Here is a 21471-nt window from a genome sequence, read left to right as displayed (position 1 = left end):
GATCGGTTCAGGCGCGCTGCCAGCCGATCTTTTCCCGTAGTGAACTGCGCAGCGTTTGCAATGCGCTGCCGGGGTTCAGCCCCTCGTGCATCATCAGATTGCGCAGCAGCGGAACGCTGGCAAGGGCCTGCAGTCCAGCCGCGCGCAGCATCTGCAACGGCAGGAAATCGGACAGTAGGGACCGGTTGAGCAGATCGACACTGACGGTACGGGTCAGTACATCGGCTCGCCGCCGGCGGTCATAACGCGCGCCAAAATCGTCTGGGATGGTTGCGAGGCCGGAAAGCAGGGACGCCGCCGCCACGATATCGCGAAGGCTGAGGTTGAGCCCTTGCGCGCCGATCGGCGGGAAGGCATGTGCCGCCTCGCCGATCAGAATGGCGCGATCCTTGCCGAAAGCCTTGGCGGCCATGCCGGAGAGCGGAAAGGATTGCGCTGTGCCTTCGACAGTCACTTTTCCCAGGATAGACTGCATCCGCCGTTCAACAGCGAGCGACAGTTCCTCGGGTGAAAGCGCCAGCGTTGCGGCGGCGTCGTCCGGCTTTTGCACCCAGACGAGGCTCGAGCGCGGACCGGGTAGCGGTACTTGCGTGAACGGACCGTCCGGCGTGTGGAACTCGGTCGAGATGTTCTGGTGCGGCAGTTGGTGGGCGAAGTTGAGCACCACGGCGCTTTGCGGATAGGACCAGTTGCGGACGTTGATACCGGCCGCCTCGCGTACCCTGGATTTTCGTCCGTCGGCACCGACGATGAGATGGGCGGTGACAGAGCGACCATCGTCAAGGGTCAGGATCGCCCGTTTGGTGTCGAATTTAATCTGTGCCAGACTGGCGACGATGCGCGTGAGCGACGGGCGGGTTTCTGCCTCCTTTTCCAAGAGCGAGAGGAAGGGCGCATTGGGAATATTGTAGCCAAACGCGTCGAGGCCCACCTCGGCAGCGTGAAAGGTCACTGTCGGTGCCCGCAGCAACCGGTTGGTGCCGTCGATAATGCGCATGGTGGCAAGCGGTGCCGCCAAGGGTTTGATCGCATCCCAGAGGCCCAGTCGCCGGACAAGATCGAGGGAGTGATCCATCAGCGCTGTCGTCCGTCCGTCGGCGCGTCCAGGCGCCGGGGCGATCAGCACGACGCTTCGTCCCGAATCGGCTAGGGCGAGGGCGGCGAGCGATCCGGTAAGCCCTGCACCGACGATCGCGATTTCAAAATGCTCCATGGCGTTCGCTTCCTGCTTATACTTGCCGATATTCCCCCAATCTTACCCGCCACTGCTCCCGATGGAAATGGGGTGAAAGTGCGCAGGCGACCGGGGATGCGTCCACAGCTGAATCCCATGCTTTTTCAAGGGAAAGTGATTTTTGCTGGCAGCCAAACTGAAACGGTGCATATTACCGCCAACACCGCACGACAAGGCGGGCAGAGAAGCGTGAGCTGTCGGCATTGGCTGGTTCAGAGCGCTTCGGGGGAAGTGCAGAGTAAGGACGGGTGCGGCTGCCGATGAAGTTTTTCAATTACAAGCGCGTGCCCTACGCCGAAATCCGTGCCTTTTCCGTCCATATCCTCACCGCATCGGGCTCGTTCCTGGCTTTTCTCGGCGTTGTTGCCGCGGCGGAGCACCGGTTCGTCGATATGTTCTGGTGGCTCGGCCTTGCGCTGGCCGTCGATGGCATCGATGGGCCGATCGCCCGCAAAGTGCGGGTCAAGGAAGTGCTGCCGAACTGGTCCGGTGATACTCTCGACAACGTGATCGACTACGTCACCTATGTGCTCCTGCCAGCCTTCGCGCTCTATCAGAGCGGCATGATCGGCGAGCCCTGGTCCTTCGTCGCCGCCGGCGCCATCGTCATGTCGAGCGCCATCTATTATGCCGACATGGGCATGAAGACGGACGAATATTTCTTCTCCGGCTTTCCCGTCGTCTGGAACATGGTGGTGTTCACGCTGTTCGTCATCGACGCCAGCGAGATCGCTGCTTCGGTCGTGGTCTTCGTCTCGGTCTTCCTGACCTTCATGCCGATCAATTTCCTTCATCCGGTACGGGTCCAGCGGTTGCGATCGCTCAATCTTGCCGTCTTTGCCATCTGGTCCGTGCTCGGCATCTACGCGCTGCTCATGCATTTCGACACACCCGGATGGGTCGTCGGCGGCGTGGTTGGCGCCGGCCTATATCTCTATGTCATCGGCTTTATCCTGCAGATATTTCCCCGTCTCGGGCGGGGTTGAGGAGGTTTCATGGCACAGGCCATTATGGTGCGCACGCTTGGCGGCCCGGATGTTCTGAAAATCGAGGGGATCACGCTGACGCCGCCCGGCCCGGGTGAAGTTCAAATTCGCCAGGTCGCCATCGGCGTGAACTTTATCGATGTCTACTTCCGCACCGGCCTCTATAAATCCGCCGAAGGCCTTCCCTTCATCCCGGGCAAGGAGGGCGCAGGCATCGTCACGGCGGTGGGCGATGGCGTGAGCACGTTCGCAGTCGGCGACCGCGTCGCCTATGCCTCCTCTGATGGTGCCTATAGCAGCGAGCGCAACGTCGAGGTTTCCCAGCTCGTGAAAGTGCCTGACGATATCACGCTGGAGACGGCTGCGGCGATGATGCTGAAGGGAATGACGGCACAGTATCTGCTCAACCAGACCTTCAAGGTCGGTCCGGAAACGACCCTGTTGTTCCATGCTGCCGCAGGCGGCGTCGGCCTGATCGCCGGGCAATGGGCGAAAGCGCTCGGCGCGACCGTGATCGGCACAGCCGGTTCGCAGCAGAAGATCGATCTCGCGCTCGCCCATGGCTATGACCACGTCATCAACTACCGCACGGATAATTTCGTCACCCGGGTCAAGGAGATCACCAACGGCAGGGGCGTCGATGTCGTCTATGATTCCGTCGGTCGCGACACCTTCCCGGCGTCGCTTGACTGCATCAAGCCGCGCGGCCTCTGGGTCAGTTTCGGGAATTCCTCCGGGCCGGTCGAAGGCGTCAATATCGGCATCCTCGCGCAAAAGGGATCCTTGTTTGCAACGCGGCCGACGCTGTTCAGCTACGTCGCGACGCGGTCCGCTCTGGAGGCGTGTGCAAACTCCCTGTTTGATGTTGTGCAAAGCAACAAAGTGCGTATCAATATCAACCAGACCTATGCGCTTGCCGACGCGAGCCAGGCGCATGCGGATCTCGAAGCAAGAAAAACGAGTGGAACAACATTGCTGATTCCTTGAGAAAAGCCGAAAAAAGGCAGACAAGGCAGCAAGATAAAGAAAATGAGGGACGGCGTGTCGGCTGAGCGACAACCCGCCAACAGTCCGTTGCTGGCTGTTGGCCAACTGACGAAACTGTTTGGCACATTCGCTGCCTGCAGCGGCATCGATCTCGATATCAAACCGGGTGAAATTCACGCGCTTCTCGGTGAGAACGGCGCGGGAAAATCGACGCTCGTCAAGATGCTGTTCGGTGTTCTGGCGCCGACCAGCGGCGAGATCATATGGGAGGGACAGCCGGTGCGGATAACCAGCCCGAGCGCCGCGCGCAAGCTCGGCATCGGCATGGTATTCCAGCATTTTTCGCTGTTCGAGGCGTTGACGGTGGCGGAGAATATCGCACTGTCGATGGCGCCGGGCATCTCGCTGAACCGTATTGCGCAGGAGGCCTCCGCGCTGTCGCACAGCTATGGCCTGCCGCTCGATCCGAATGCGCATGTCGCAGACCTTTCGGTCGGCGAGCGTCAGCGCATCGAGATCGTTCGCGCGCTGCTGCAGAATCCAAAGCTGATCATCCTCGACGAACCGACCTCCGTGTTGACGCCGCAGGAGGCGGATCGACTGTTTGAAACGCTGAACAAACTCAAGGCCGAGGGTCGATCAGTCCTCTATATCAGCCATCGGCTGGAGGAGGTTCAACGCATCTGTGACCGGGCAACGGTCTTGCGGCACGGCAAGGTCACCGGCGCCTGCGACCCACGCAGGGAAACGCCGTCCTCACTGGCGCGCATGATGGTCGGCAGCGATGTTGCGCATGTTAGTGCGGAGGGAACGAGCGCGAAGGGCGCGGTAAAGCTGGAAGCCCGTCATCTTTCCGCGTCCGCCAGAACGCCGTTTGCTGTTTCGCTGAAGAACATCTGTCTCAAGGTGCATGCCGGCGAAGTCCTGGCGATTGCCGGCGTTGCGGGCAACGGGCAGGGCGAGTTGTTCGATGCGCTGTCCGGGGAATATCCGGCTGGCAGCGACGATGTCGTCCGCATCGCCGACAGACCCGTCGGAACACGCGGCATCAATGCCCGCCGGTTGATGGGCGCCGGATTCGTGCCGGAAGAGCGCCATGGCCATGCGGCGGTCTCTGCCCTGTCGCTGTCCGACAATCTCGTCCTTGCCCGCAACCAGTCCGACCGCAGGGCTTTTCTCGGCGGCGGCGTGCTTGGCCTTATTCGCCAGGATGCGGTCAAGAGGGCGACCAAACGTATCTCGCAAGCCATGGACGTGCGCAAGAGCGGCGAGAATCCGCCCGCCGGCTCGCTATCCGGCGGCAATCTGCAGAAATTCATTGTCGGTCGCGAACTCGATCGCCAGCCGACGGTGCTCGTCGTCAACCAACCGACCTGGGGCGTCGATGCAGGCGCTGCGAGCCGCATCCGCCAGGCGCTCGTCGATCTGGCCAAATCCGGCTCGGCTGTACTCGTCATCAGCCAGGATCTGGATGAGATTTTCGAAGTTGCGACCGAGATCGCCGTGATCAGCGAAGGCAGGCTTTCGGATATCTATCCAGCGGCCGAGCTCTCGCGTGAAAAGATCGGCCTGCTGATGGGCGGCATGGATGGCAAGACCGAGACTGCGGAGACAGCGCATGCGCATTGAACTGGAAAGACGCCCCGAGGTCTCCAAGCTGTTCTCGATCCTGTCGCCCGTCATCGCGCTGGCACTGACGATGATCTTCGGCGGTATCATGTTCATGCTGCTCGGCAAGAACCCGGTGACCGCCCTCTACAGTTTCTTCATCGAACCGCTGATGGAAGTATGGTCGCTGCATGAACTGGCCATCAAGGCGGCACCGTTGATCCTGATCGGCGTCGGGCTATCGGTCTGCTACCGGTCGAACAACTGGAATATCGGTGCAGAGGGTCAGTTCATTGCGGGCGCCATCGCCGGCTCGATCCTGCCGGTGGTCTTCTATGAATGGCATTCGCCGCTGGTGCTGCCGCTGATGCTTCTGCTCGGTATGCTGGGCGGCGCGCTGTTTGCCGGGATTCCTGCACTTCTCAAGGCGCATCTCAACACCAACGAAATCCTGACCAGCCTGATGCTGGTTTATGTCGCGCAGCTGTTTCTGGACTGGCTGGTGCGCGGGCACTGGCGCAATCCGGGCGGTCTGAATTTCCCGGAGACGCGGACTTTTGACCCGGTTGCCGTCTTGCCCGAGATGGTCGCCTCCGGACGAACCCATTGGGGCTTCGGCTTTGCCATCCTCGCGGCAGTCGTCATCTGGTTCATGATGCGCTACACGCTGAAGGGGTTTGAAATCACCGTGCTCGGCCAGTCCGAGCGGGCAGGGCGCTTTGCCGGGTTCTCGTCGCGCAAGATGATCTGGTTTTCGATGCTTCTCTCCGGCGCGCTCGCCGGCCTTGCCGGCATCTCGGAGGTCAGTGGCGCGATCCAGCAGTTGCGGCCGGTCATTTCGCCAGGCTACGGCTTCACCGCCATCATCGTCGCCTTCCTCGGACGGCTTAACCCGCTCGGCATCGTCGTCGCCGGCCTTGTGCTGGCGCTGACCTATCTCGGCGGCGAGGCGACGCAATTGTCGCTCGGTGTGTCCGACAAGGTGACGCGCGTCTTCCAGGGTCTGCTGTTGTTCTTCGTGCTCTCCTGCGACACGCTGATCCGCTACAAGATCAAGCTCATCTGGTCGAACCTGACCGGAACGGCCACGGAAGGAGCCCATTGATGGGTATTTTCGAAGCCATCCTCCTTACGGTCATCACCGCTGCGACCCCGCTGGTTCTGGCGGCCGTCGGCGAACTCGTTACGGAACGGTCCGGAGTGCTCAACCTGGGTGTCGAGGGCATGATGATCATGGGCGCGGCTTGCGCCTTCATGGCAACGCAGATGACGGGATCCCCCTATGTCGGCATTCTCGCCGGCATCGCGTCCGGCGCCTTGTTCTCACTGTTGTTCGGTTTCCTGACTTTAACGCTTGTGGCCAATCAGGTTGCGACAGGTCTGGCGTTGACCATACTTGGTCTCGGCATATCCGGCATGATCGGCGAAGCCTATGTCGGCCAGTCCGGTATCAAACTGCCGCAGATCGTCTTTCCGGGTCTGTCGGACATCCCGTTCCTCGGCCCTCTGCTGTTCAAGCAGGACCTGATCTTCTACCTTTCGATAGCCATCGTCGTCGGCGTCCACTGGTTCCTGTTCAGGAGCCGCGCCGGGCTGAAGCTGCGTTCCGTCGGCGACAGCCACGCGTCGGCCCATGCGCTGGGCATCGACGTCATCCGGATGCGCTATCTCGCCGTCATGTTCGGTGGCGCCTGTGCAGGCTTGGCGGGAGCCCAGCTGTCCTTGGTCTACACGCCGCAATGGGTGGAAAACATGTCGGCCGGGCGCGGCTGGATCGCACTCGCTTTGGTCGTCTTTGCCTCCTGGCGGCCGTGGCGGGTGGTTGCCGGCGGCTATCTTTTTGGCGCAGTTTCGATCAGCCAGCTGCACGCCCAGGCGTTCGGCATCGGCATTCCCTCGCAGATTCTTTCTGCTCTTCCCTATCTGGCGACGATTTTCGTCCTAATTCTTATCTCGCACAATCGGCGCACGACGCTGATCAACACGCCGGCATCACTCGGTAAACCGTTTGTGCCTGATCGGTAAACAAGAATAACAACGCAAACCTAAACCTACAGGGGTCACAATGAAAAAAATTCTCTTCGCACTGGCAACTACGGCAGCCGCTATCGGCTTTTCCGCCACGGCTGGCGCCGCGGACAAGGCAAAGGTCTGCTTCGTTTATGTCGGTTCCAAGACCGATGGCGGCTGGACGCAGGCCCATGACCTTGGCCGTCAGGAACTCGAAAAAGCGCTCGGCGACAAGGTCGAGACGCAGTTCCTCGAAAACGTTCCGGAAGGCCCGGACGCGGAACGCGCCATCGAGCGTCTCGCCCGCTCCGGCTGCGGCCTGATCTTCACCACGTCCTTCGGCTTCATGGATGCGACGGTCAAGATCGCCGCGAAATTCCCCGACGTGAAGTTCGAGCATGCCACGGGCTACAAGACGGCTCCCAACCTTGCGACCTATAACAGCCGCTTCTATGAAGGCCGTTATATCCAGGGCCAGATTGCCGCCAAGATCTCGCAGAAGGGCGTCGCGGGTTACATCGCTTCCTTCCCCATTCCCGAAGTGGTGATGGGCATCAACTCCTTCGTCACGGGCGCTCGCACCATCAACCCGGACTTCAAGATCAAGGTCGTCTGGGCAAACACCTGGTTCGACCCCGGCAAGGAAGCAGACGCCGCCAAAGCGCTGATCGACCAGGGCGTCGATGTGCTCACCCAGCATACCGACACCACGGCTCCGATGCAGGTTGCCGCCGAGCGCGGCATCAAGGCCTTCGGCCAGGCCTCCGACATGATCAAGGCAGGCCCGCAAACGCAGCTGACCGCAATTGTCGATACCTGGGGTGCCTATTACATCAAGCGCACGCAGGCCTTCATCGACGGCAAGTGGGAATCCACCTCGAGCTGGGACGGCCTGAAGGACGGCATCCTGACGATGGCGCCGTACACCAACATGCCGGATGACGTGAAGGCGATGGCTGAGGCGACCGAAGCCAAGATCAGGTCCGGTGAGCTGAAGCCGTTCACCGGCCCGCTGAAGAAGCAGGACGGTTCGGAATGGCTGAAGGCCGGCGAATCGTCTGATGACGGCACGCTACTCGGCATGAATTTCTACGTCGAAGGCGTGGACGACAAGCTGCCGCAGTAATTTCGGCATCATTCCGTGTGCAATCAGGGAGGGTGGCTGCAAGGCTACCCTCTTTTTGATTCCGGCTGGTGAAAATTTCCGAAAAACTGCCTGAAGTCCTGTTTACATAAGTCATATAGTATGATTTTTTACCCTCGCTGCTGAGGAGCAGCTTTCTTTGGGAGGACATCATGAAAATCAAGACTGCACTTAGCTGTGCCACGATTCTGGCTGCCTGCATGTTCGGTTCGGCCTCTGCCGCCGATCTGACGATCGGTTTTTCGCAGATCGGGTCGGAATCCGGCTGGCGTGCCGCTGAAACCACGCTGACCAAGCAGCAGGCTGAAAAGCGCGGCATCGACCTGAAATTCGCCGACGCACAGCAGAAGCAGGAAAACCAGATCAAGGCGCTGCGCTCCTTTATCGCGCAGGGCGTCAATGCCATCCTGATCGCCCCGGTTGTGGCGACCGGCTGGGACGAAGTATTGACGGAAGCCAAGGATGCGGAAATTCCGGTGATCCTGCTCGACCGCACGGTCGATTCGTCCGATGATCTTTACCTGACGGCGGTCACGTCCGATCTCGTGCATGAAGGTAATGTTGCTGGCAAGTGGCTGGTCGACACCGCTGGTGGCAAACCGTGCAACGTCGTCGAGCTTCAGGGCACCACCGGTTCATCCCCGGCAATCGATCGCAAGAAGGGTTTCGAGGAAGCGCTGAAGGGCCACGACAATCTGACGATCGTCCGCAGCCAGACCGGTGACTTCACCCGCACCAAGGGCAAGGAAGTCATGGAAAGCTTCCTGAAGGCGGAAGACGGCGGCAAGAATATCTGCGCTCTCTACGCTCACAATGACGACATGGCCGTCGGTGCGATCCAGGCGATCAAGGAAGCCGGACTGAAGCCGGGCAAGGACATCCTCGTTGTGTCGATCGACGCCGTTCCGGATATCTTCCAGGCCATGGCGGCTGGCGAAGCGAATGCGACGGTCGAACTGACACCGAACATGGCCGGCCCGGCGCTCGATGCGCTCGATGCCTTCCTGAAGGACGGTACCAAGCCGGCCAAGTGGATCCAGACGGAATCAAAGCTCTATACCCAGGCAGACGATCCGCAGAAGGTCTACGAGGAGAAGAAGGGCCTCGGCTACTGATTGACTGACCGGTCATCGCGAGACGGTGATGCTTCCTGTCTGCGGACAGGAAGCATTGGCCGGGACGCGATGCCGGTAGAATCGCCTTTAAAGCCGCTGATCGCCGCAGATGCCTGACGCTTGGCGCCCGCCCGATATTCTTGAAACGGGACGGTGGCACAGTTTACGGCAATCCGTAAGTTACGGGTGACCTACGTTTCTCTAGGACGCTGGTTTTTATGCACAACAATACCAACGATATTCTGACCGCTTCCGGGATCATGAAAACCTTTCCGGGCGCAATTGCGCTCGATAAAGTCAATTTCTCGCTCGCCCGCGGTGAAGTGCACGCCCTTCTCGGCGAGAACGGGGCAGGCAAATCCACGCTGATCAAATGCATGACGGGCGCCTACCGCCGCGATGCCGGCACGTTGACGCTCGACGGCACTGAGATCGATCCGCATGACACGCTCGACGCCCAGAAGCTGGGGATCGGCACGGTTTACCAGGAGGTGAACCTGCTCGGAAATCTGAGCGTCGCCGAAAATCTCTTTCTCGGCCGTCAGCCGCGCCGCTTCGGCCTCGTCCAGACCGGTGAGATGAAAAAACGCGCCAATGCGCTGCTGGCGCAATACGGCATCGACATCAACGTCTCCGCAGCACTTGACAGCTATTCCGTGGCGATCCAGCAGGTGGTGGCGATTGCACGGGCCGTCGATCTCTCCGGCAAGGTGCTGATCCTCGACGAGCCGACCGCCAGCCTCGATGCGCAGGAAGTGGAGATGCTGTTTCGCATCGTCCGCGACCTGAAGGCGAGGGGGCTCGGGATCGTCTTCATTACGCATTTCCTCGAACAGGTCTACGAACTCTCAGACCGAATCACCGTGTTGCGCAACGGCCAGCTGGTCGGCACGCGCGAGACCGCGTCTCTGCCGCGCCGGGAGCTTGTGACCATGATGCTCGGCCATGAGCTTCAGTCCGCCGAAAAGGCGGTGGCGGCAGCCGAAACATCGAGCGGACCGGTGCAGTTTCGTTTTTCCAACTATGGCAAGACCGGCACGATCAAGCCTTTCGATCTCGAAGTACGCAAAGGCGAGGTCGTCGGTATCGCCGGCCTGTTGGGCTCGGGGCGCACTGAAACCGCAGAATTGCTGTTCGGTGTCCACAAGGCCGATAGCGGCACGGTCGAAGTCGGCGGCAGGCCAATCAACCTTTCATCGCCACGGGCTGCGATCGCCGCGCGTTTCGGCTTCTGCCCCGAGGACCGCAAAGTCGACGGCATTATCGGCGAACTGTCGGTGCGCGAGAACATCGCCCTTGCGCTGCAGGCGCGGCGAGGCTGGGCACGTCCGCTGTCCACGGCTGAACAGAGCGCCCTTGCAGATCGCTACATCAAGGCGCTCGATATCCGCACCAGCGACCGCGAAAAGCCGATCAGGCTTCTGTCCGGCGGCAACCAGCAGAAAGCCATCCTGGCGCGCTGGCTGGCAACCAACCCGGAATTTCTCATTCTCGATGAACCGACGCGCGGCATCGATGTCGGCGCCCACGCCGAAATCATCCGGCTCATCGGCGAACTCTGCACGCAAGGCATGTCGCTGATCGTCATTTCGTCGGAACTTGAGGAACTTGTGGCCTACAGTTCGCGGGTCATCGTGCTCAGGGACCGCGCGCATGTGGCGGAACTGACGGGCAGCGAGATCACCACCGAACACATCGTCAATGCCATCGCCGCCGCACCCGGCATGGGAGAACATCCATGATCGAAAGTGCATCACGCCTTGGCCACCGATTGCTTCCCCAGCTTGTCGCCCTGACAATCATCCTTCTGTTGATCTGGCTCGTCTTTCCGGGTTTCTTTTCGATGGAAATCCAGAATGGCCGACTCTACGGCAGCGTTATCGACATTCTCAACCGCGGTGCTCCCGTCGCCCTTCTTGCGGTCGGCATGACCGTCGTCATCGCCACCAAGGGGATCGACCTGTCCGTTGGTGCCGTCATGGCGATTTGCGGCGCAGTCGCCGCCGCCTCCAGTGTGCGGGGTGATCCGCTGATTGTTACCTTATTGCTCGCCATCGGCACGGGCCTTGCTTGCGGCGTCTGGAATGGCTTTCTCGTCTCGGTTCTCAACATCCAGCCGATCATCGCCACGCTTGTGCTCATGGTCGCCGGACGCGGCATCGCCCAGCTGGTGACCGAGGGCGCAATCCTTACCTTCAATGATGCGGGCCTCATCTTCATCGGCAGCGGCGCTTTCGCAGGCCTGCCAATGCCCATCGTCATATGGCTGGCATTTGGTGTCGCAGTTACGCTTCTGGTGCGGCGGACGGCGCTCGGCATGTTGATCGAGGCTGTTGGCATCAACCGCCGCGCCAGCACGCTATCGGGCATCCAGACACCACTTTTGCTGATGGCGGCCTATATGCTTTCGGGCCTCTGCGCGGCCATCGCCGGACTGATCGTGACCGCCGACATCAGGGGCGCGGACGCCAACAATGCGGGGCTTTGGCTCGAGCTCGACGCAATCCTCGCAGTCGTTGTGGGGGGCACTTCTCTGCTCGGTGGCCGTTTCAGCATCATTGCCTCCCTGGCAGGCGCGATGATCATTCAGGCTGTGAACACCGGCATCCTTCTCTCCGGTTTCCCGCCCGAGTTCAACCTCATCATCAAGGCCGCCATCATTGTCATCATCCTGGTCATCCAGTCGCCACGTGTGCAGACTGGCGTGACCTTCCTCAGCCGAAAATCCTCCCGATGAACCAGAAATACCTTCCGCTGATTGCAACCATCATCATCTTCATCGTTTCCTATGCGGTCTGTGCTGCGCAGTATCCGAACATCCTTTCGACGCGCGTGATCGGCAACCTCATGACCGACAACGCCTTTCTCGGCATCGCCGCCGTCGGCATGACCTTCGTTATCCTGTCCGGCGGCATCGACCTGTCGATCGGCTCGGTCATCGCCTTCACCGGCATCTTCCTTGCGGTCATGCTGGAGAGCACCAGCATCCACCCGCTCGCGGCCTTCGTTCTTGTCCTTGTCGTCACCACGCTGTTCGGCGCGATCATGGGCGCGATTATCCATTATCTGGAAATGCCGGCCTTCATCGTCACGCTCGCTGGCATGTTCCTGGCGCGCGGCATGGCCTTCGTGCTGTCGATCGATTCCATTCCGATCAAGCATCCGTTCTACGGCACGATGAAGAGCTTCTACTACAAACTGCCGGGCGGCGGCCGGATCACCTTGATCGGCGGATTGATGCTTCTGGTCTTCGCGATCGGCATCCTCATTGCCCAGCGGACGTGCTTCGGCACCAACGTCTACGCACTCGGCGGCGGTGGTCAAACCTCGGCTTTGATGGGCGTTCCGGTCGCGCGAACGACGATTCTGATCTATGGCCTGTCGGGCTTTCTCGCCGGGCTTTCGGGAATCGTTTATTCCCTATACACATCAGCAGGTTATTCGCTCGCAACCGTCGGTGTCGAGTTGGACGCGATTGCTGCGGTGGTCATCGGGGGAACGCTTCTGACAGGGGGTGCCGGGTTTGTTGGAGGAACACTCGTCGGCGTTTTGATCCAGGGACTGATCCAGACCTATATTACCTTCGATGGCTCGCTATCGAGTTGGTGGACGAAAATTCTGATCGGTGCTTTGCTGTTTGCGTTCATTCTGATGCAAAAGAGCATACTGTTGTTGTCTCGCCAGAAGAAAACATAATCCTGAGGAGGGAGACACTTGCGTAAGGGGCTGCTCGAAACCGTCATTACCGGTGCCAAGACGCGCACAAGCCACGCGCAGGTGGTGGATGAACTGGGCAAAGCGATTGTCTCCGGAGAGTTTCCCGTTGGTTCCATCCTGCCGGGCGACCCGGAGCTTGCGATGCGATTCAAGGTTTCCCGCACTGTGCTGCGCGAAGCAATGAAGACCTTGGCAGCAAAAGGCCTGATCGTGCCGCGTGCCCGGATAGGGACACGAGTCACCGCCAAAAACCAATGGAATCTGTTCGATGGCGATGTGCTGACCTGGCACTTCCACCGCGGGGTCGACGAGGAATTTCTCTATCACCTAAGCGAGATCCGGCTGGCGTTCGAGCCGCATGCGGCAGCCCTTGCTGCGGCCAATGCCACGGAGGCGGAAATCAGCGGGATGATGCGGTTGGCTGTCGCCATGGGTGACCCCGAGCATACGGCCGAGACACTGGCCATGGCCGATCTGCGCTTTCATCTCGCCGTGGTCGAGGCTTCCGGCAACCCGTTCATGCGCACCGTCGGCAGTCTGATCGAGGCAGCACTCGTCGGTATCTTCAAGTTGAGCTCGCCCGCATCCGGCCGGGAGCTCATCGACGATGTTGCGCGCACTCATATCCGCATCGTCGAGCAGATCAGCCGGCGCGACGAGGCTGGCGCTCGCGCTGCGATGGAGAATGTCATCCGCGTCGGGCGGGACCGCGTTCGCGCGTCGCTTCGGGAACTTGCCGAAACCACACCGCCCGGCCGATAGGACATGGCGTCCGTCGTGAAAAGCAAAAGGCCGGGACAAACCCGACCTTTCCCCAATTCGCCTTGCATATGACCTGCTAGTCCATCCGTAGTCAGATCAACTGGACGAATTATTCGACTGCTTTGGTTAATAAATGATTGCTTTGTCGATTTCGTGACAGAACCTTGAAGGTTTTATTTTTCCTGGATCGAAACGCCACCTTCGCCGATCTTCAATTCGATGCCGGCCGGCTGGGTTTCCTTGTCATAAACATATATCCCGAGGATCACGACGAGGACGGCGAGACCCCCGATGATCATGTAGAGCGCGTTGCGACTCACGGCGGTTCCTTCCATGCGCGACCGTCTTTTACTCGACTGTAGATAGGCGCACGCGGGCGTTCGGGAAGGCCGGAAAGTCGAGCAAGAAGCGGTTAGAGAGCCGGTTGCCGCAGTATCAGGACATCGCAGATGGTTCCGGCTTTCGCTTCCGGCGCAAACGGTGCTCGAATGATCAGGCAATCGGACTGGGCTAAGACCTGCATCATCGAGGAATCCTGACGCGAGAACCTATCTACCTTCAGCGTTCCGTCGCTGCCGCGGAATAGCCGCGCGCGAACATAGTCCTGGCGCTTGTCGTTGGCGGCAAGCGCGGTCACAGTCTTTGCCTTGCCGCTGCGGTCGCGAAAGGGCAGGGAGCCGAGATGGCGCAGGAGCGGTTCGAGGAACAGTAGGGCGCAGACGAGGCTCGAGACCGGGTTTCCGGGCAGGCCGAGCACGGTGATGCCATCGAGCGTTCCGACCATCAGCGGCTTACCGGGACGCATGGCGATCTGCCAGAAATCGAGCGTCATGCCACTTGCGACCAGCGTCGATTGGACAAGGTCGTGATCTCCGACCGAAGCACCCCCAAGGGTGACGAGCACGTCAGCACCGGCGGCTTTCGCCTCGGCGATGGCCGCGGAGATGGCGGTCTTGTCATCGCGAACGATCCCGAGATCGATGACCTCGGCGCCGTTGTCGCGCGCGATCGCAGCCACGCCATATGTATTGGAAGCGATGATCTGGTCCGGTCCCGGAAGGCTTCCAGGCGGCAGCAGTTCGTCACCGGTTGCAAGGATCGCCACTTTCGGACGCATGAAAACCGGAAGTTCCGGATGGTTCATGCCGGCGGCGACTGTCAGCCGGCCTGCATCCAGCAGGTCGCCTTTCCGCAGTACTAGGTCACCGGCGCGAAAATCCTGCCCTTTCGGCCGGATATGGCGGCCCTTTCCGGGATCGAAAGTGGTGCGGATGCGCTTGTCCGCGATAACCTCCGCGTCTTCCTGGATCAGCACGGTGTCGGCGCCGGACGGAACCGGTGCGCCGGTAAAAATACGCACCACCTCGCCGGGGTCGACATGCCCCGGGAAGCCGCGTCCCGCGGCAGACTGGCCGATAACCGTCAGCTCTGCGCCGACGACGGCAAAGTCCTCGTGGCGGCCGGCATAACCGTCCATGGCAGAGTTGTCGAAGGCCGGATGCGTCAGCCTTGCGGCAACATCCTCGGCCAGTACGCGGCCTGCTGCCGCGTGCAGTCCGATCATTTCAGAACGCCGGACCGGCATTGCTCCACGAAGCAACCTACCCAGCGCATCCGAAACAGGTAGCAAAGCCATCAACCCTCCTTGCGGACATAATCACCTGAGCGTCCGCCGGATTTCTGCACAAGCCGGATGCCGCCGATCTCCATCTCCCGATCGGCCGCCTTGGCCATGTCGTAGATCGTCAGGCAGGCGATGCTTGCGGCAGTCAGCGCTTCCATTTCGACGCCGGTGCGGCCTGTGAGTTTGGCCATCGTCTCGATCCGCAGGCCTGGCAGGGCTTCGTCCGGGGTAATTTCCACGGAGACCTTGGAGAGCATGAGCGGATGGCAGAGCGGAATGAGATTGGCCGTCTGCTTGGCCGCCATGATGCCGGCGAGACGCGCGGTGGCGATCACATCGCCTTTCTTGGCGTTGCCTTTGAGAATGAGGTCGAGCGTTTCCGGATGCATCCGGACATATCCCTCGGCAACGGCGATGCGGACGGTTTCTTCCTTGTCGCCGACGTCAACCATATTGGCCTCGCCGCCGGCACCGATATGGGTAAGGGAGGGCTTCGGCATCACTCGGCGGCCAGGGTGCCGGCAGAACCGGTGAGAAGGGCACGCGTCGCGGCCGCGACATCGTCCTTGCGCATCAGGCTCTCGCCGACGAGGAAGGTGGAGATGCCGCTTTTTGCCAGCCGGGTGCAGTCCTCATGCGTGAAGATGCCACTTTCACCGACCAGCAGCCGGTCGGCGGGAACCAGCGGTGCCAGCTTCTCGGAGAGGGCGATATCGACCTCGAAGGTTTTCAGGTTGCGATTGTTGATGCCGACGAGCGGTGAGCTGAGTTTCAACGCACGCTCGAGTTCCTCTTCGTCGTGGACCTCGACAAGCACGTCCATGCCGAGCGAAAACGCCTCGTCCTCAAGCCTCTGTGCATCGCTGTCGTTGAGCGATGCCATGATGATGAGGATGCAGTCGGCACCCCAGGCGCGGGCTTCATGAACCTGATAGGTGTCGAACATGAAGTCTTTGCGCAACGCCGGAAGCAAACAGGTGTTTCGCGCGGACGTCAGAAACGCTGGCGCGCCCTGGAAGCTGGGACTGTCGGTCAGCACGGAAAGGCAGGCGGCGCCGCCAGCCTCGTAGGCCTTCGCAAGAGCGGGCGGGTCGAAATCCGCACGGATGAGGCCTTTGGAGGGGCTTGCCTTCTTGATCTCGGCGATCAGCCCGAAGCAGCCCTGGGCACGCTTTGCGGTGAGGGCCTTGAAGAAACCCCGCGGCGCTTCCTGATCCGCAGCTATCGCCTTCAGATCGGCAAGGGCGACGGCGGCTTTAGCCGCAGCGATTTCCTGGCGCTTGTAGATCTCGATCTTCTGCAGAATGTCGGCCATCGAATTTCTCCTTACGCCGCGTTCGAAACGCGGATAAGCCGTTCCAGCGTAGCCTTAGCCGCGCCGCTTGTCAGTGATTGGCGGGCGAGCGCCATGCCTTCGCCGAGATCCGACGCGCGTCCCGCAATCACCAGCGAGGCCGCTGCATTGGCAAGCGAAATATCCCGGTAAGGCGTGGCATCGCCCTCAAGCACGCCCTTGAGCGCCGCGGCATTATGTGCACCGTCGCCGCCCTTGAGATCGGCAAGCAGAACTGTCTCCAGCCCGAAGTCACTAGGCGTCAATTCGAAGGTGCGGACAGCACCGTTTTCAAGCGCTGCGACCTGCGTCACGCCAGTCGTGGTGATTTCGTCGAGGCCCTCGCCATGCACGACCCAGACGCTTTTCGAACCGAGATCGCGAAGCACTTCGGCGACCGGAATAAGCCATTGTGGCGCAAAGACGCCAACAAGCTGCTGTGTAACGCCTGCCGGATTCGACAGGGGCCCAAGCAGATTGAAGATGGTCCGCGTTCCGAGTTCGACGCGGGTAGGGCCGACATGGCGCATGGCCGAATGATGCTGTTGTGCGAACATGAAGCCGAGGCCGGCTTCCGAGATGCAGCGCGAAATGGCCTCGGGGCCGATATCGAGTTTGACACCGAGGCACGACAGCGCGTCCGCCGTGCCGGACTTCGAGCTCAGGGCGCGGTTGCCATGTTTGGCGACGGGCACACCTGCACCGGCAACGATCAGGGCCGCCAGTGTCGAGATATTGTAGGTCCCGGCACCGTCACCGCCGGTTCCAACGATATCGATGGCGTCGGCCGGGGCCTCTACAGTCAGCATGCGTGCCCGCATGGCGCCAACCGCGCCGACGATCTCGTCCACCGTCTCGCCACGCACGCGCAGCGCCATCAGGAAACCGCCGATCTGCGAAGGCGTAGCTTCGCCCGACATGATGATCTCGAATGCAGCGCGTGCTTCCTCGCGGTTGAGCGCTTCTCCCGCTGCGGCCTTGGCGACAAAAGGCTTCAAATCCGGCATGCAGGTATTCCTTTGTTTTACCGCTGCTGCGCCAGGGCGAGGTCTGCGAGCTGCTGATTGATCGTCACACCGTAACCCTTCTGAAGCTCGCTGACCATCTGATCGAGGATGTCGTCGCCGCTGGCCTGGGCGATGGCGTTGATCTGCCGGTCGTCGTTGTCGAGTGCGTCGCCGGGATTGCTGTCGTCCACTTCCGTGACCTTGAGCAGGATCTGGCCCTCGCCACCGATGCCGGCGGCATTGGCAACGAGACCGCTTGCGCCGCCGAAGGCGGCAGTGACGGCCGCGGGGCTCAAGGCCGCATCCTCTGTGGAACGACGCAGTCCCGATTTGCTTTCGACAGCGATGCCAAGCTCGGCGGCAATCGCCGCCAGCGTCTCGCCCTTCTCGACGCGGCTCTTTAGTTCAGTTGCCTTGGCGGCCAGAGCATTGCGCTGCTGTTCCGCCGTCCAGTCGGCGACGACCTTTTCGCGAGCTTCGTCGAGCGTCCGGTCACGCGCGGGCGTGATCTCTTCCACGTCGAACCAGACATAACCGTCGCGGCCGAGATTGACCGGCAGGGTTTCCGCCCCGACGTCCGCCTTGAAAGCTTCGTTCAGCAGGGTCTTCGCTTCGGGAATGCCGGCAATTTCCTCGCCTTCGGCATCATTGCCGCGTGCATCGACGGCGTTGAGGACGACAAGCTTGAGGTTGGTCTGGCTGGCCGCCTCCTGCATGGACGCGCCGGAAACGCGGGCATCGTCGAACTTGTCATGAATGGCCATGATCTCGTTGGCGGCGTTGGCCAGCGCCAGTTCCTTGCGCAGCTCTTCCTTCACGTCGTCGAAACCACGAAGGCTTTCCGGCTTGATGTTGGTCACGCGCAGGATGACCGGGCCGAAGGCGCCATCGATGACCGGTGTGGTCTGGCCGTCCGCTTTGACGGCAAAGGCGGCATCGCCGAGCTTGGCGTCGGGCATGCGGTCGCGGGTGAAGTCGCCGAGCAGGACGTCGCTGGCGGTCTTGCCTGCGGCCTTGATCAGTTCGTCAAAACTTGTACCCGCAACAAGCTTGCCTGCCGCAGCGTCAGCTTCTGCGCGTGACGGGAAGGAGAGCTGCTCGACGGTGCGTGTTTCCGGCGTCCGGAAGTTGTCCTTGCGTTTGTCGTATTCGGCGCGGATTTCTTCTTCGGTCACCGATGCAGGATCGGCGATGTCGGAGGGTTCCAGTTTCACATAGCTGATCTTGCGGAATTCCGGCGCGCGGTAGTCTGCCTTGTGGCTTTCAAACCAGGGCTTCAAGACTTCGTCGGATGGAGCCTTGACCGGATCGATGTTGGCATTCGACAGCAGCAGATAGTCGATCGTGCGTGTCTGATTGCGGTATTGGCGCAGCGCGTCGCCCAGCACCTTCGGCGGGGTATAGCCGTCGGACAGCGCTTCGACGATCTGCGAGCGCACGGCAACCTGGCTGCGATTGTTGATGTAATCTTTCTCGCGCAGTCCGGCGTTGCGCAGCACGCTCGCGAAGGTCAGGCGGTCGAACTGGCCGTTGACGCCGCGAAATGCCGGGTCTTCGCTGATCAGCGTCGCCAGCCGGTCTTGCGATAGGCCGAGGTTCATGTCGTTCGACAGCTGGTCGAGGGTCGCGCCCGCCACGAGCTGGGAATAGACCTGCGCTTCGACGCCGAATGCTTTGGCCTGCTCGCGGCTCAGCCGGGTGCCGAACTGCCGGGAAAGCTGGGCGACCTGGCGTTCATAGGCGAGGCGGAAATCGCTCGGAGACACCTTGACGTCCCCGACCGACACCACCGCATCGGACGTGCCGGTGACAAGCGACGTGGATACACCCCAGACACCGAAAGACACAACAAGAAGGGCCATCAGCCCTTTGACAACCCAAGTCTGGGCGCCTCTTCTCAGGATTTCAAGCATGGGACTGCACACCTCATCGCAATTCAGGCCGCCGGACGGCTACCGGTTCGTTCCTTAGAGCAATCCGGCGCGGAATTGAAGGGTCGAAACAAGCAAAAAAAAACGGCAAAACGGAACTCCGGTCAGCGAGAAATGGCGTGGGGCCAACGGCGGCGCTAGCGGCTGCGCATCGATCGCTTTCCGGCCGGCGCATGGCTTTCGCGCAGCCTGCCGTTGAAAGGCTCCTTCATGTCGGAATTATTAGCCGGCAATTGAAAAATATCTGTCACAATCCGCCTTTGAACGCGTGATCGTGTGCCTGAAACTGCTAATATTGATCTACCAGAGTATGCCGACTCGCCTTGTCGCGGAGCAGACTTGGCGGGAAAGCCGGAGTACCGATATGGAATCCACCATCGTCATGATCAATCTGTTCGGAGCAGTCGCGCTGCTGCTCTTTGGCCTTTCCCAGGTCAAGGAGGGAGCGACACGGGCCTTCGGTATCAGGCTCAGGACGGGGCTGGCCCAGGGTACAAGTGGGCAGGCGCGCTCGTTTCTGGCCGGCTTCGTGGCGACGATCGCACTGCAGAGTTCGACTGCGACGGCGCTGATGATTGCTTCCTTCGTCGAAAAGGGGCTGGTGCGCGCACGGATGGCCCAGATCGTGCTGCTCGGCGCCAATGTCGGCACGGCGGTGACTGCCTGGATCGTCGCAACCGGCGTCGACTGGCTTTCGCCGTTGCTTATTCTTGCAGGCGTGATGCTGTATCGGGCAGGGCGGTCAAGCGCCAAGCAGGGAGCCGGAACGGCACTTGTCGGCATCGGTTTGATGCTGTTGTCGTTGCATCTGCTCGGGCTTGCGACTGAGCCAATGCGGCAATCGCCGGCACTCGCCGCGTTCCTCACCATGCTCGACACGGCCTGGCCCGTCGCGCTGCTTTTTGCCGCCGCTCTGGCTTTTATTTCCTCATCGAGCCTGGCAGTGGTAGTCCTGATCCTGTCGCTCTCGTCCGCTGGCATTCTGTCTTCGGGCTTGACGATCGCACTTGTGCTTGGCGCGAATCTCGGCGGCGCAATCCCGCCCTTCATCGCCACGTTGTCCGCCTCGGCATCCGCCCGTCGTGTAACGGCCGGCAATCTGGCCGTTCGCGCCATCGGCTGCGCCATAGCATTGCCGCTTGCCGCCCCCGCCGCGGACTTCCTTCAGACGCTTTCTCTTTCTCCGGCAAAACTGCCGGTCGATATCCACCTGCTTTTCAACATCGCGCTCGCCATTGCCGCCTGGCCGTTCTCGTCGCTGTTATCGGGCACCATGCTCCGGCTCATTCCGGACGAGCCAAAAGCGGAGACGGGACCGCTCTACCTCGATGACCGCGCGCTCACGACGCCGGTTATCGCGCTCTCGGGGGCTACCCGCGAGGTGTTGCGCGTCGGCGACCTGATAGAGGCCATGCTGATCGCGACCATGAACGCCTTTAATCACAATGACCTCAAAGAACTTAAGGATGTTGGGAACCTCGAGAAGCAGGTGGACATGCTGCAACAGGAGGTCAAACTCTACCTCTCCCGGCTTGGACGCGGCGGCTTGAGCGACGAGCATGGCCGGCGTTCCATCGTCATTATCGACTATGCGATCAACCTTGAGCATATGGGCGATATCGTCGAGAAAGGCCTGACCGTGCAGGTGAAGAAGAAGATCGACAACGGGCTGAAGTTTTCGGAGGAGGGGTATCAAGAACTGACGACGCTCTTCAACCTGACGATCGATAATCTGCGTATTGCCCAGACCATCTTCGTCACCCGCGATGCCGATCTCGCGCGCCATTTGATGGAGGTGAAGGTCGATGTCCGCCATATGGAGAAACGCTCATCCGAGCGGCATCTGGAGCGTCTGCGCGACGGTCGCGCCGATAGCCTGCAGACGAGTTCGCTGCATCTGGATATCCTGCGCGACCTCAAGCGTATCAACGCGCATATCGTTTCCGTCGCCCATCCCATTCTCGACGAGGGCGGGCTTCTGACGGAGAGCCGGCTGCGGCTGCCGCGATAAGG

The 21471-nt window shown here is 60.8% G+C and carries 19 protein-coding genes; 12 read left to right on the top strand and 7 right to left on the bottom strand.

Features of this window, described 5'->3' with window-relative positions:
• Positions 1-7: 7 nt before the first annotated feature.
• Positions 8-1213 carry a UbiH/UbiF family hydroxylase gene (locus tag ACSQ2Z_RS12315; RefSeq protein ID WP_436081470.1) on the bottom strand — a complete coding sequence of 402 codons (1206 nt, stop codon included), beginning with the start codon at positions 1211-1213 and terminating at the stop codon, positions 8-10.
• Between the two features lie 281 nt (positions 1214-1494).
• On the opposite strand from ACSQ2Z_RS12315, the gene pcsA reads away from it, so the two are divergent.
• The 11 genes from pcsA (at position 1495) to ACSQ2Z_RS12260 (ending at position 13563) form a co-directional block, all read left to right on the top strand.
• Complete coding sequence (pcsA, locus tag ACSQ2Z_RS12310; protein ID WP_436081469.1) at positions 1495-2220, top strand: phosphatidylcholine synthase; 726 nt, start codon at positions 1495-1497, stop codon at positions 2218-2220.
• A 9-nt stretch (positions 2221-2229) separates the two neighbouring features.
• Entirely contained in the window at positions 2230-3207 is a 978-nt protein-coding gene (locus ACSQ2Z_RS12305) for a quinone oxidoreductase family protein (protein WP_436081468.1), read from the top strand.
• 42 nt (positions 3208-3249) lie between these two features.
• Positions 3250-4836 carry an ABC transporter ATP-binding protein gene (locus ACSQ2Z_RS12300; RefSeq protein ID WP_436081467.1) on the top strand — a complete coding sequence of 529 codons (1587 nt, stop codon included), beginning with the start codon at positions 3250-3252 and terminating at the stop codon, positions 4834-4836.
• Positions 4826-5920: an ABC transporter permease gene (locus ACSQ2Z_RS12295; protein WP_436081466.1), complete on the top strand. Its 1095-nt coding sequence runs from the start codon at positions 4826-4828 to the stop codon at positions 5918-5920. The genes ACSQ2Z_RS12300 and ACSQ2Z_RS12295 overlap by 11 nt, the downstream gene beginning before the upstream one ends.
• Positions 5920-6840: an ABC transporter permease gene (locus tag ACSQ2Z_RS12290; protein WP_436081465.1), complete on the top strand. Its 921-nt coding sequence runs from the start codon at positions 5920-5922 to the stop codon at positions 6838-6840. Before ACSQ2Z_RS12295 ends, ACSQ2Z_RS12290 begins: the two co-directional genes overlap by 1 nt.
• 40 nt (positions 6841-6880) lie before the next feature.
• Complete coding sequence (locus tag ACSQ2Z_RS12285) at positions 6881-7951, top strand: BMP family ABC transporter substrate-binding protein (RefSeq protein WP_436081464.1); 1071 nt, start codon at positions 6881-6883, stop codon at positions 7949-7951.
• 170 nt (positions 7952-8121) lie between these two features.
• Complete coding sequence (ytfQ, locus tag ACSQ2Z_RS12280) at positions 8122-9084, top strand: galactofuranose ABC transporter, galactofuranose-binding protein YtfQ (RefSeq protein WP_436081463.1); 963 nt, start codon at positions 8122-8124, stop codon at positions 9082-9084.
• Positions 9085-9302: 218 nt separating this feature from the next.
• Positions 9303-10826, top strand: a complete 1524-nt coding sequence (gene ytfR / locus ACSQ2Z_RS12275; RefSeq protein ID WP_436081462.1) for a galactofuranose ABC transporter, ATP-binding protein YtfR — start codon at positions 9303-9305, stop codon at positions 10824-10826.
• Positions 10823-11821 carry an ABC transporter permease gene (locus ACSQ2Z_RS12270; RefSeq protein ID WP_436081461.1) on the top strand — a complete coding sequence of 333 codons (999 nt, stop codon included), beginning with the start codon at positions 10823-10825 and terminating at the stop codon, positions 11819-11821. Before ytfR ends, ACSQ2Z_RS12270 begins: the two co-directional genes overlap by 4 nt.
• Positions 11818-12780 (top strand): galactofuranose ABC transporter, permease protein YjfF, encoded by a 963-nt coding sequence (gene yjfF / locus ACSQ2Z_RS12265; protein WP_436081460.1) that lies wholly within the window; start codon positions 11818-11820, stop codon positions 12778-12780. Before ACSQ2Z_RS12270 ends, yjfF begins: the two co-directional genes overlap by 4 nt.
• Positions 12781-12798: 18 nt before the next feature.
• Positions 12799-13563: a FadR/GntR family transcriptional regulator gene (locus tag ACSQ2Z_RS12260; protein ID WP_436081459.1), complete on the top strand. Its 765-nt coding sequence runs from the start codon at positions 12799-12801 to the stop codon at positions 13561-13563.
• Between the two features lie 173 nt (positions 13564-13736).
• Here the strand turns inward: ACSQ2Z_RS12260 and ACSQ2Z_RS12255 are convergent, their stop codons facing one another.
• From ACSQ2Z_RS12255 to ACSQ2Z_RS12230, 6 genes are all read right to left on the bottom strand, one after another.
• Positions 13737-13883, bottom strand: a complete 147-nt coding sequence (locus ACSQ2Z_RS12255; RefSeq protein WP_436081458.1) for a hypothetical protein — start codon at positions 13881-13883, stop codon at positions 13737-13739.
• A gap of 92 nt (positions 13884-13975) precedes the next feature.
• Positions 13976-15199 carry a molybdopterin molybdotransferase MoeA gene (locus tag ACSQ2Z_RS12250; protein ID WP_436081457.1) on the bottom strand — a complete coding sequence of 408 codons (1224 nt, stop codon included), beginning with the start codon at positions 15197-15199 and terminating at the stop codon, positions 13976-13978.
• On the bottom strand, positions 15199-15687 hold the full coding sequence (gene moaC / locus ACSQ2Z_RS12245) for a cyclic pyranopterin monophosphate synthase MoaC (protein ID WP_436081456.1): 489 nt from the start codon (positions 15685-15687) through the stop codon (positions 15199-15201). Before moaC ends, ACSQ2Z_RS12250 begins: the two co-directional genes overlap by 1 nt.
• Positions 15687-16502, bottom strand: a complete 816-nt coding sequence (trpC, locus tag ACSQ2Z_RS12240; RefSeq protein ID WP_436081455.1) for an indole-3-glycerol phosphate synthase TrpC — start codon at positions 16500-16502, stop codon at positions 15687-15689. The genes moaC and trpC overlap by 1 nt, the downstream gene beginning before the upstream one ends.
• Before the next feature lie 11 nt (positions 16503-16513).
• Complete coding sequence (gene trpD / locus ACSQ2Z_RS12235; protein WP_436081454.1) at positions 16514-17527, bottom strand: anthranilate phosphoribosyltransferase; 1014 nt, start codon at positions 17525-17527, stop codon at positions 16514-16516.
• Between the two features lie 17 nt (positions 17528-17544).
• A complete protein-coding gene (locus ACSQ2Z_RS12230; protein ID WP_436081453.1) occupies positions 17545-19440 on the bottom strand; it encodes a SurA N-terminal domain-containing protein in 1896 nt (631 codons plus the stop codon).
• Between the two features lie 382 nt (positions 19441-19822).
• Here ACSQ2Z_RS12230 and ACSQ2Z_RS12225 point away from each other — a divergent pair, with 382 nt between their 5' ends.
• Positions 19823-21469, top strand: a complete 1647-nt coding sequence (locus ACSQ2Z_RS12225; protein WP_436081452.1) for a Na/Pi cotransporter family protein — start codon at positions 19823-19825, stop codon at positions 21467-21469.
• Positions 21470-21471: the final 2 nt, after the last annotated feature.

The sequence above is a fragment of the Pararhizobium sp. LjRoot235 genome (genome assembly GCF_964254145.1).
Classification (GTDB): domain Bacteria; phylum Pseudomonadota; class Alphaproteobacteria; order Rhizobiales; family Rhizobiaceae; genus Pararhizobium.
This window is presented reverse-complemented; position numbering and strand designations above follow the sequence as displayed.

Excerpts from the sequence above, each read along its gene's own strand:
- ACSQ2Z_RS12315 (WP_436081470.1), bottom strand. The coding sequence starts at position 1,213 with ATGGAGCATTTTGAAATCGCGATCGTCGGTGCAGGGCTTACCGGATCG.
- pcsA (WP_436081469.1), top strand. The coding sequence starts at position 1,495 with ATGAAGTTTTTCAATTACAAGCGCGTGCCCTACGCCGAAATCCGTGCC.
- ACSQ2Z_RS12305 (WP_436081468.1), top strand. The coding sequence starts at position 2,230 with ATGGCACAGGCCATTATGGTGCGCACGCTTGGCGGCCCGGATGTTCTG.
- ACSQ2Z_RS12300 (WP_436081467.1), top strand. The coding sequence starts at position 3,250 with ATGAGGGACGGCGTGTCGGCTGAGCGACAACCCGCCAACAGTCCGTTG.
- ACSQ2Z_RS12295 (WP_436081466.1), top strand. The coding sequence starts at position 4,826 with ATGCGCATTGAACTGGAAAGACGCCCCGAGGTCTCCAAGCTGTTCTCG.
- ACSQ2Z_RS12290 (WP_436081465.1), top strand. The coding sequence starts at position 5,920 with ATGGGTATTTTCGAAGCCATCCTCCTTACGGTCATCACCGCTGCGACC.
- ACSQ2Z_RS12285 (WP_436081464.1), top strand. The coding sequence starts at position 6,881 with ATGAAAAAAATTCTCTTCGCACTGGCAACTACGGCAGCCGCTATCGGC.
- ytfQ (WP_436081463.1), top strand. The coding sequence starts at position 8,122 with ATGAAAATCAAGACTGCACTTAGCTGTGCCACGATTCTGGCTGCCTGC.
- ytfR (WP_436081462.1), top strand. The coding sequence starts at position 9,303 with ATGCACAACAATACCAACGATATTCTGACCGCTTCCGGGATCATGAAA.
- ACSQ2Z_RS12270 (WP_436081461.1), top strand. The coding sequence starts at position 10,823 with ATGATCGAAAGTGCATCACGCCTTGGCCACCGATTGCTTCCCCAGCTT.
- yjfF (WP_436081460.1), top strand. The coding sequence starts at position 11,818 with ATGAACCAGAAATACCTTCCGCTGATTGCAACCATCATCATCTTCATC.
- ACSQ2Z_RS12250 (WP_436081457.1), bottom strand. The coding sequence starts at position 15,199 with ATGGCTTTGCTACCTGTTTCGGATGCGCTGGGTAGGTTGCTTCGTGGA.
- moaC (WP_436081456.1), bottom strand. The coding sequence starts at position 15,687 with ATGCCGAAGCCCTCCCTTACCCATATCGGTGCCGGCGGCGAGGCCAAT.
- trpC (WP_436081455.1), bottom strand. The coding sequence starts at position 16,502 with ATGGCCGACATTCTGCAGAAGATCGAGATCTACAAGCGCCAGGAAATC.
- trpD (WP_436081454.1), bottom strand. The coding sequence starts at position 17,527 with ATGCCGGATTTGAAGCCTTTTGTCGCCAAGGCCGCAGCGGGAGAAGCG.
- ACSQ2Z_RS12230 (WP_436081453.1), bottom strand. The coding sequence starts at position 19,440 with ATGCTTGAAATCCTGAGAAGAGGCGCCCAGACTTGGGTTGTCAAAGGG.
- ACSQ2Z_RS12225 (WP_436081452.1), top strand. The coding sequence starts at position 19,823 with ATGGAATCCACCATCGTCATGATCAATCTGTTCGGAGCAGTCGCGCTG.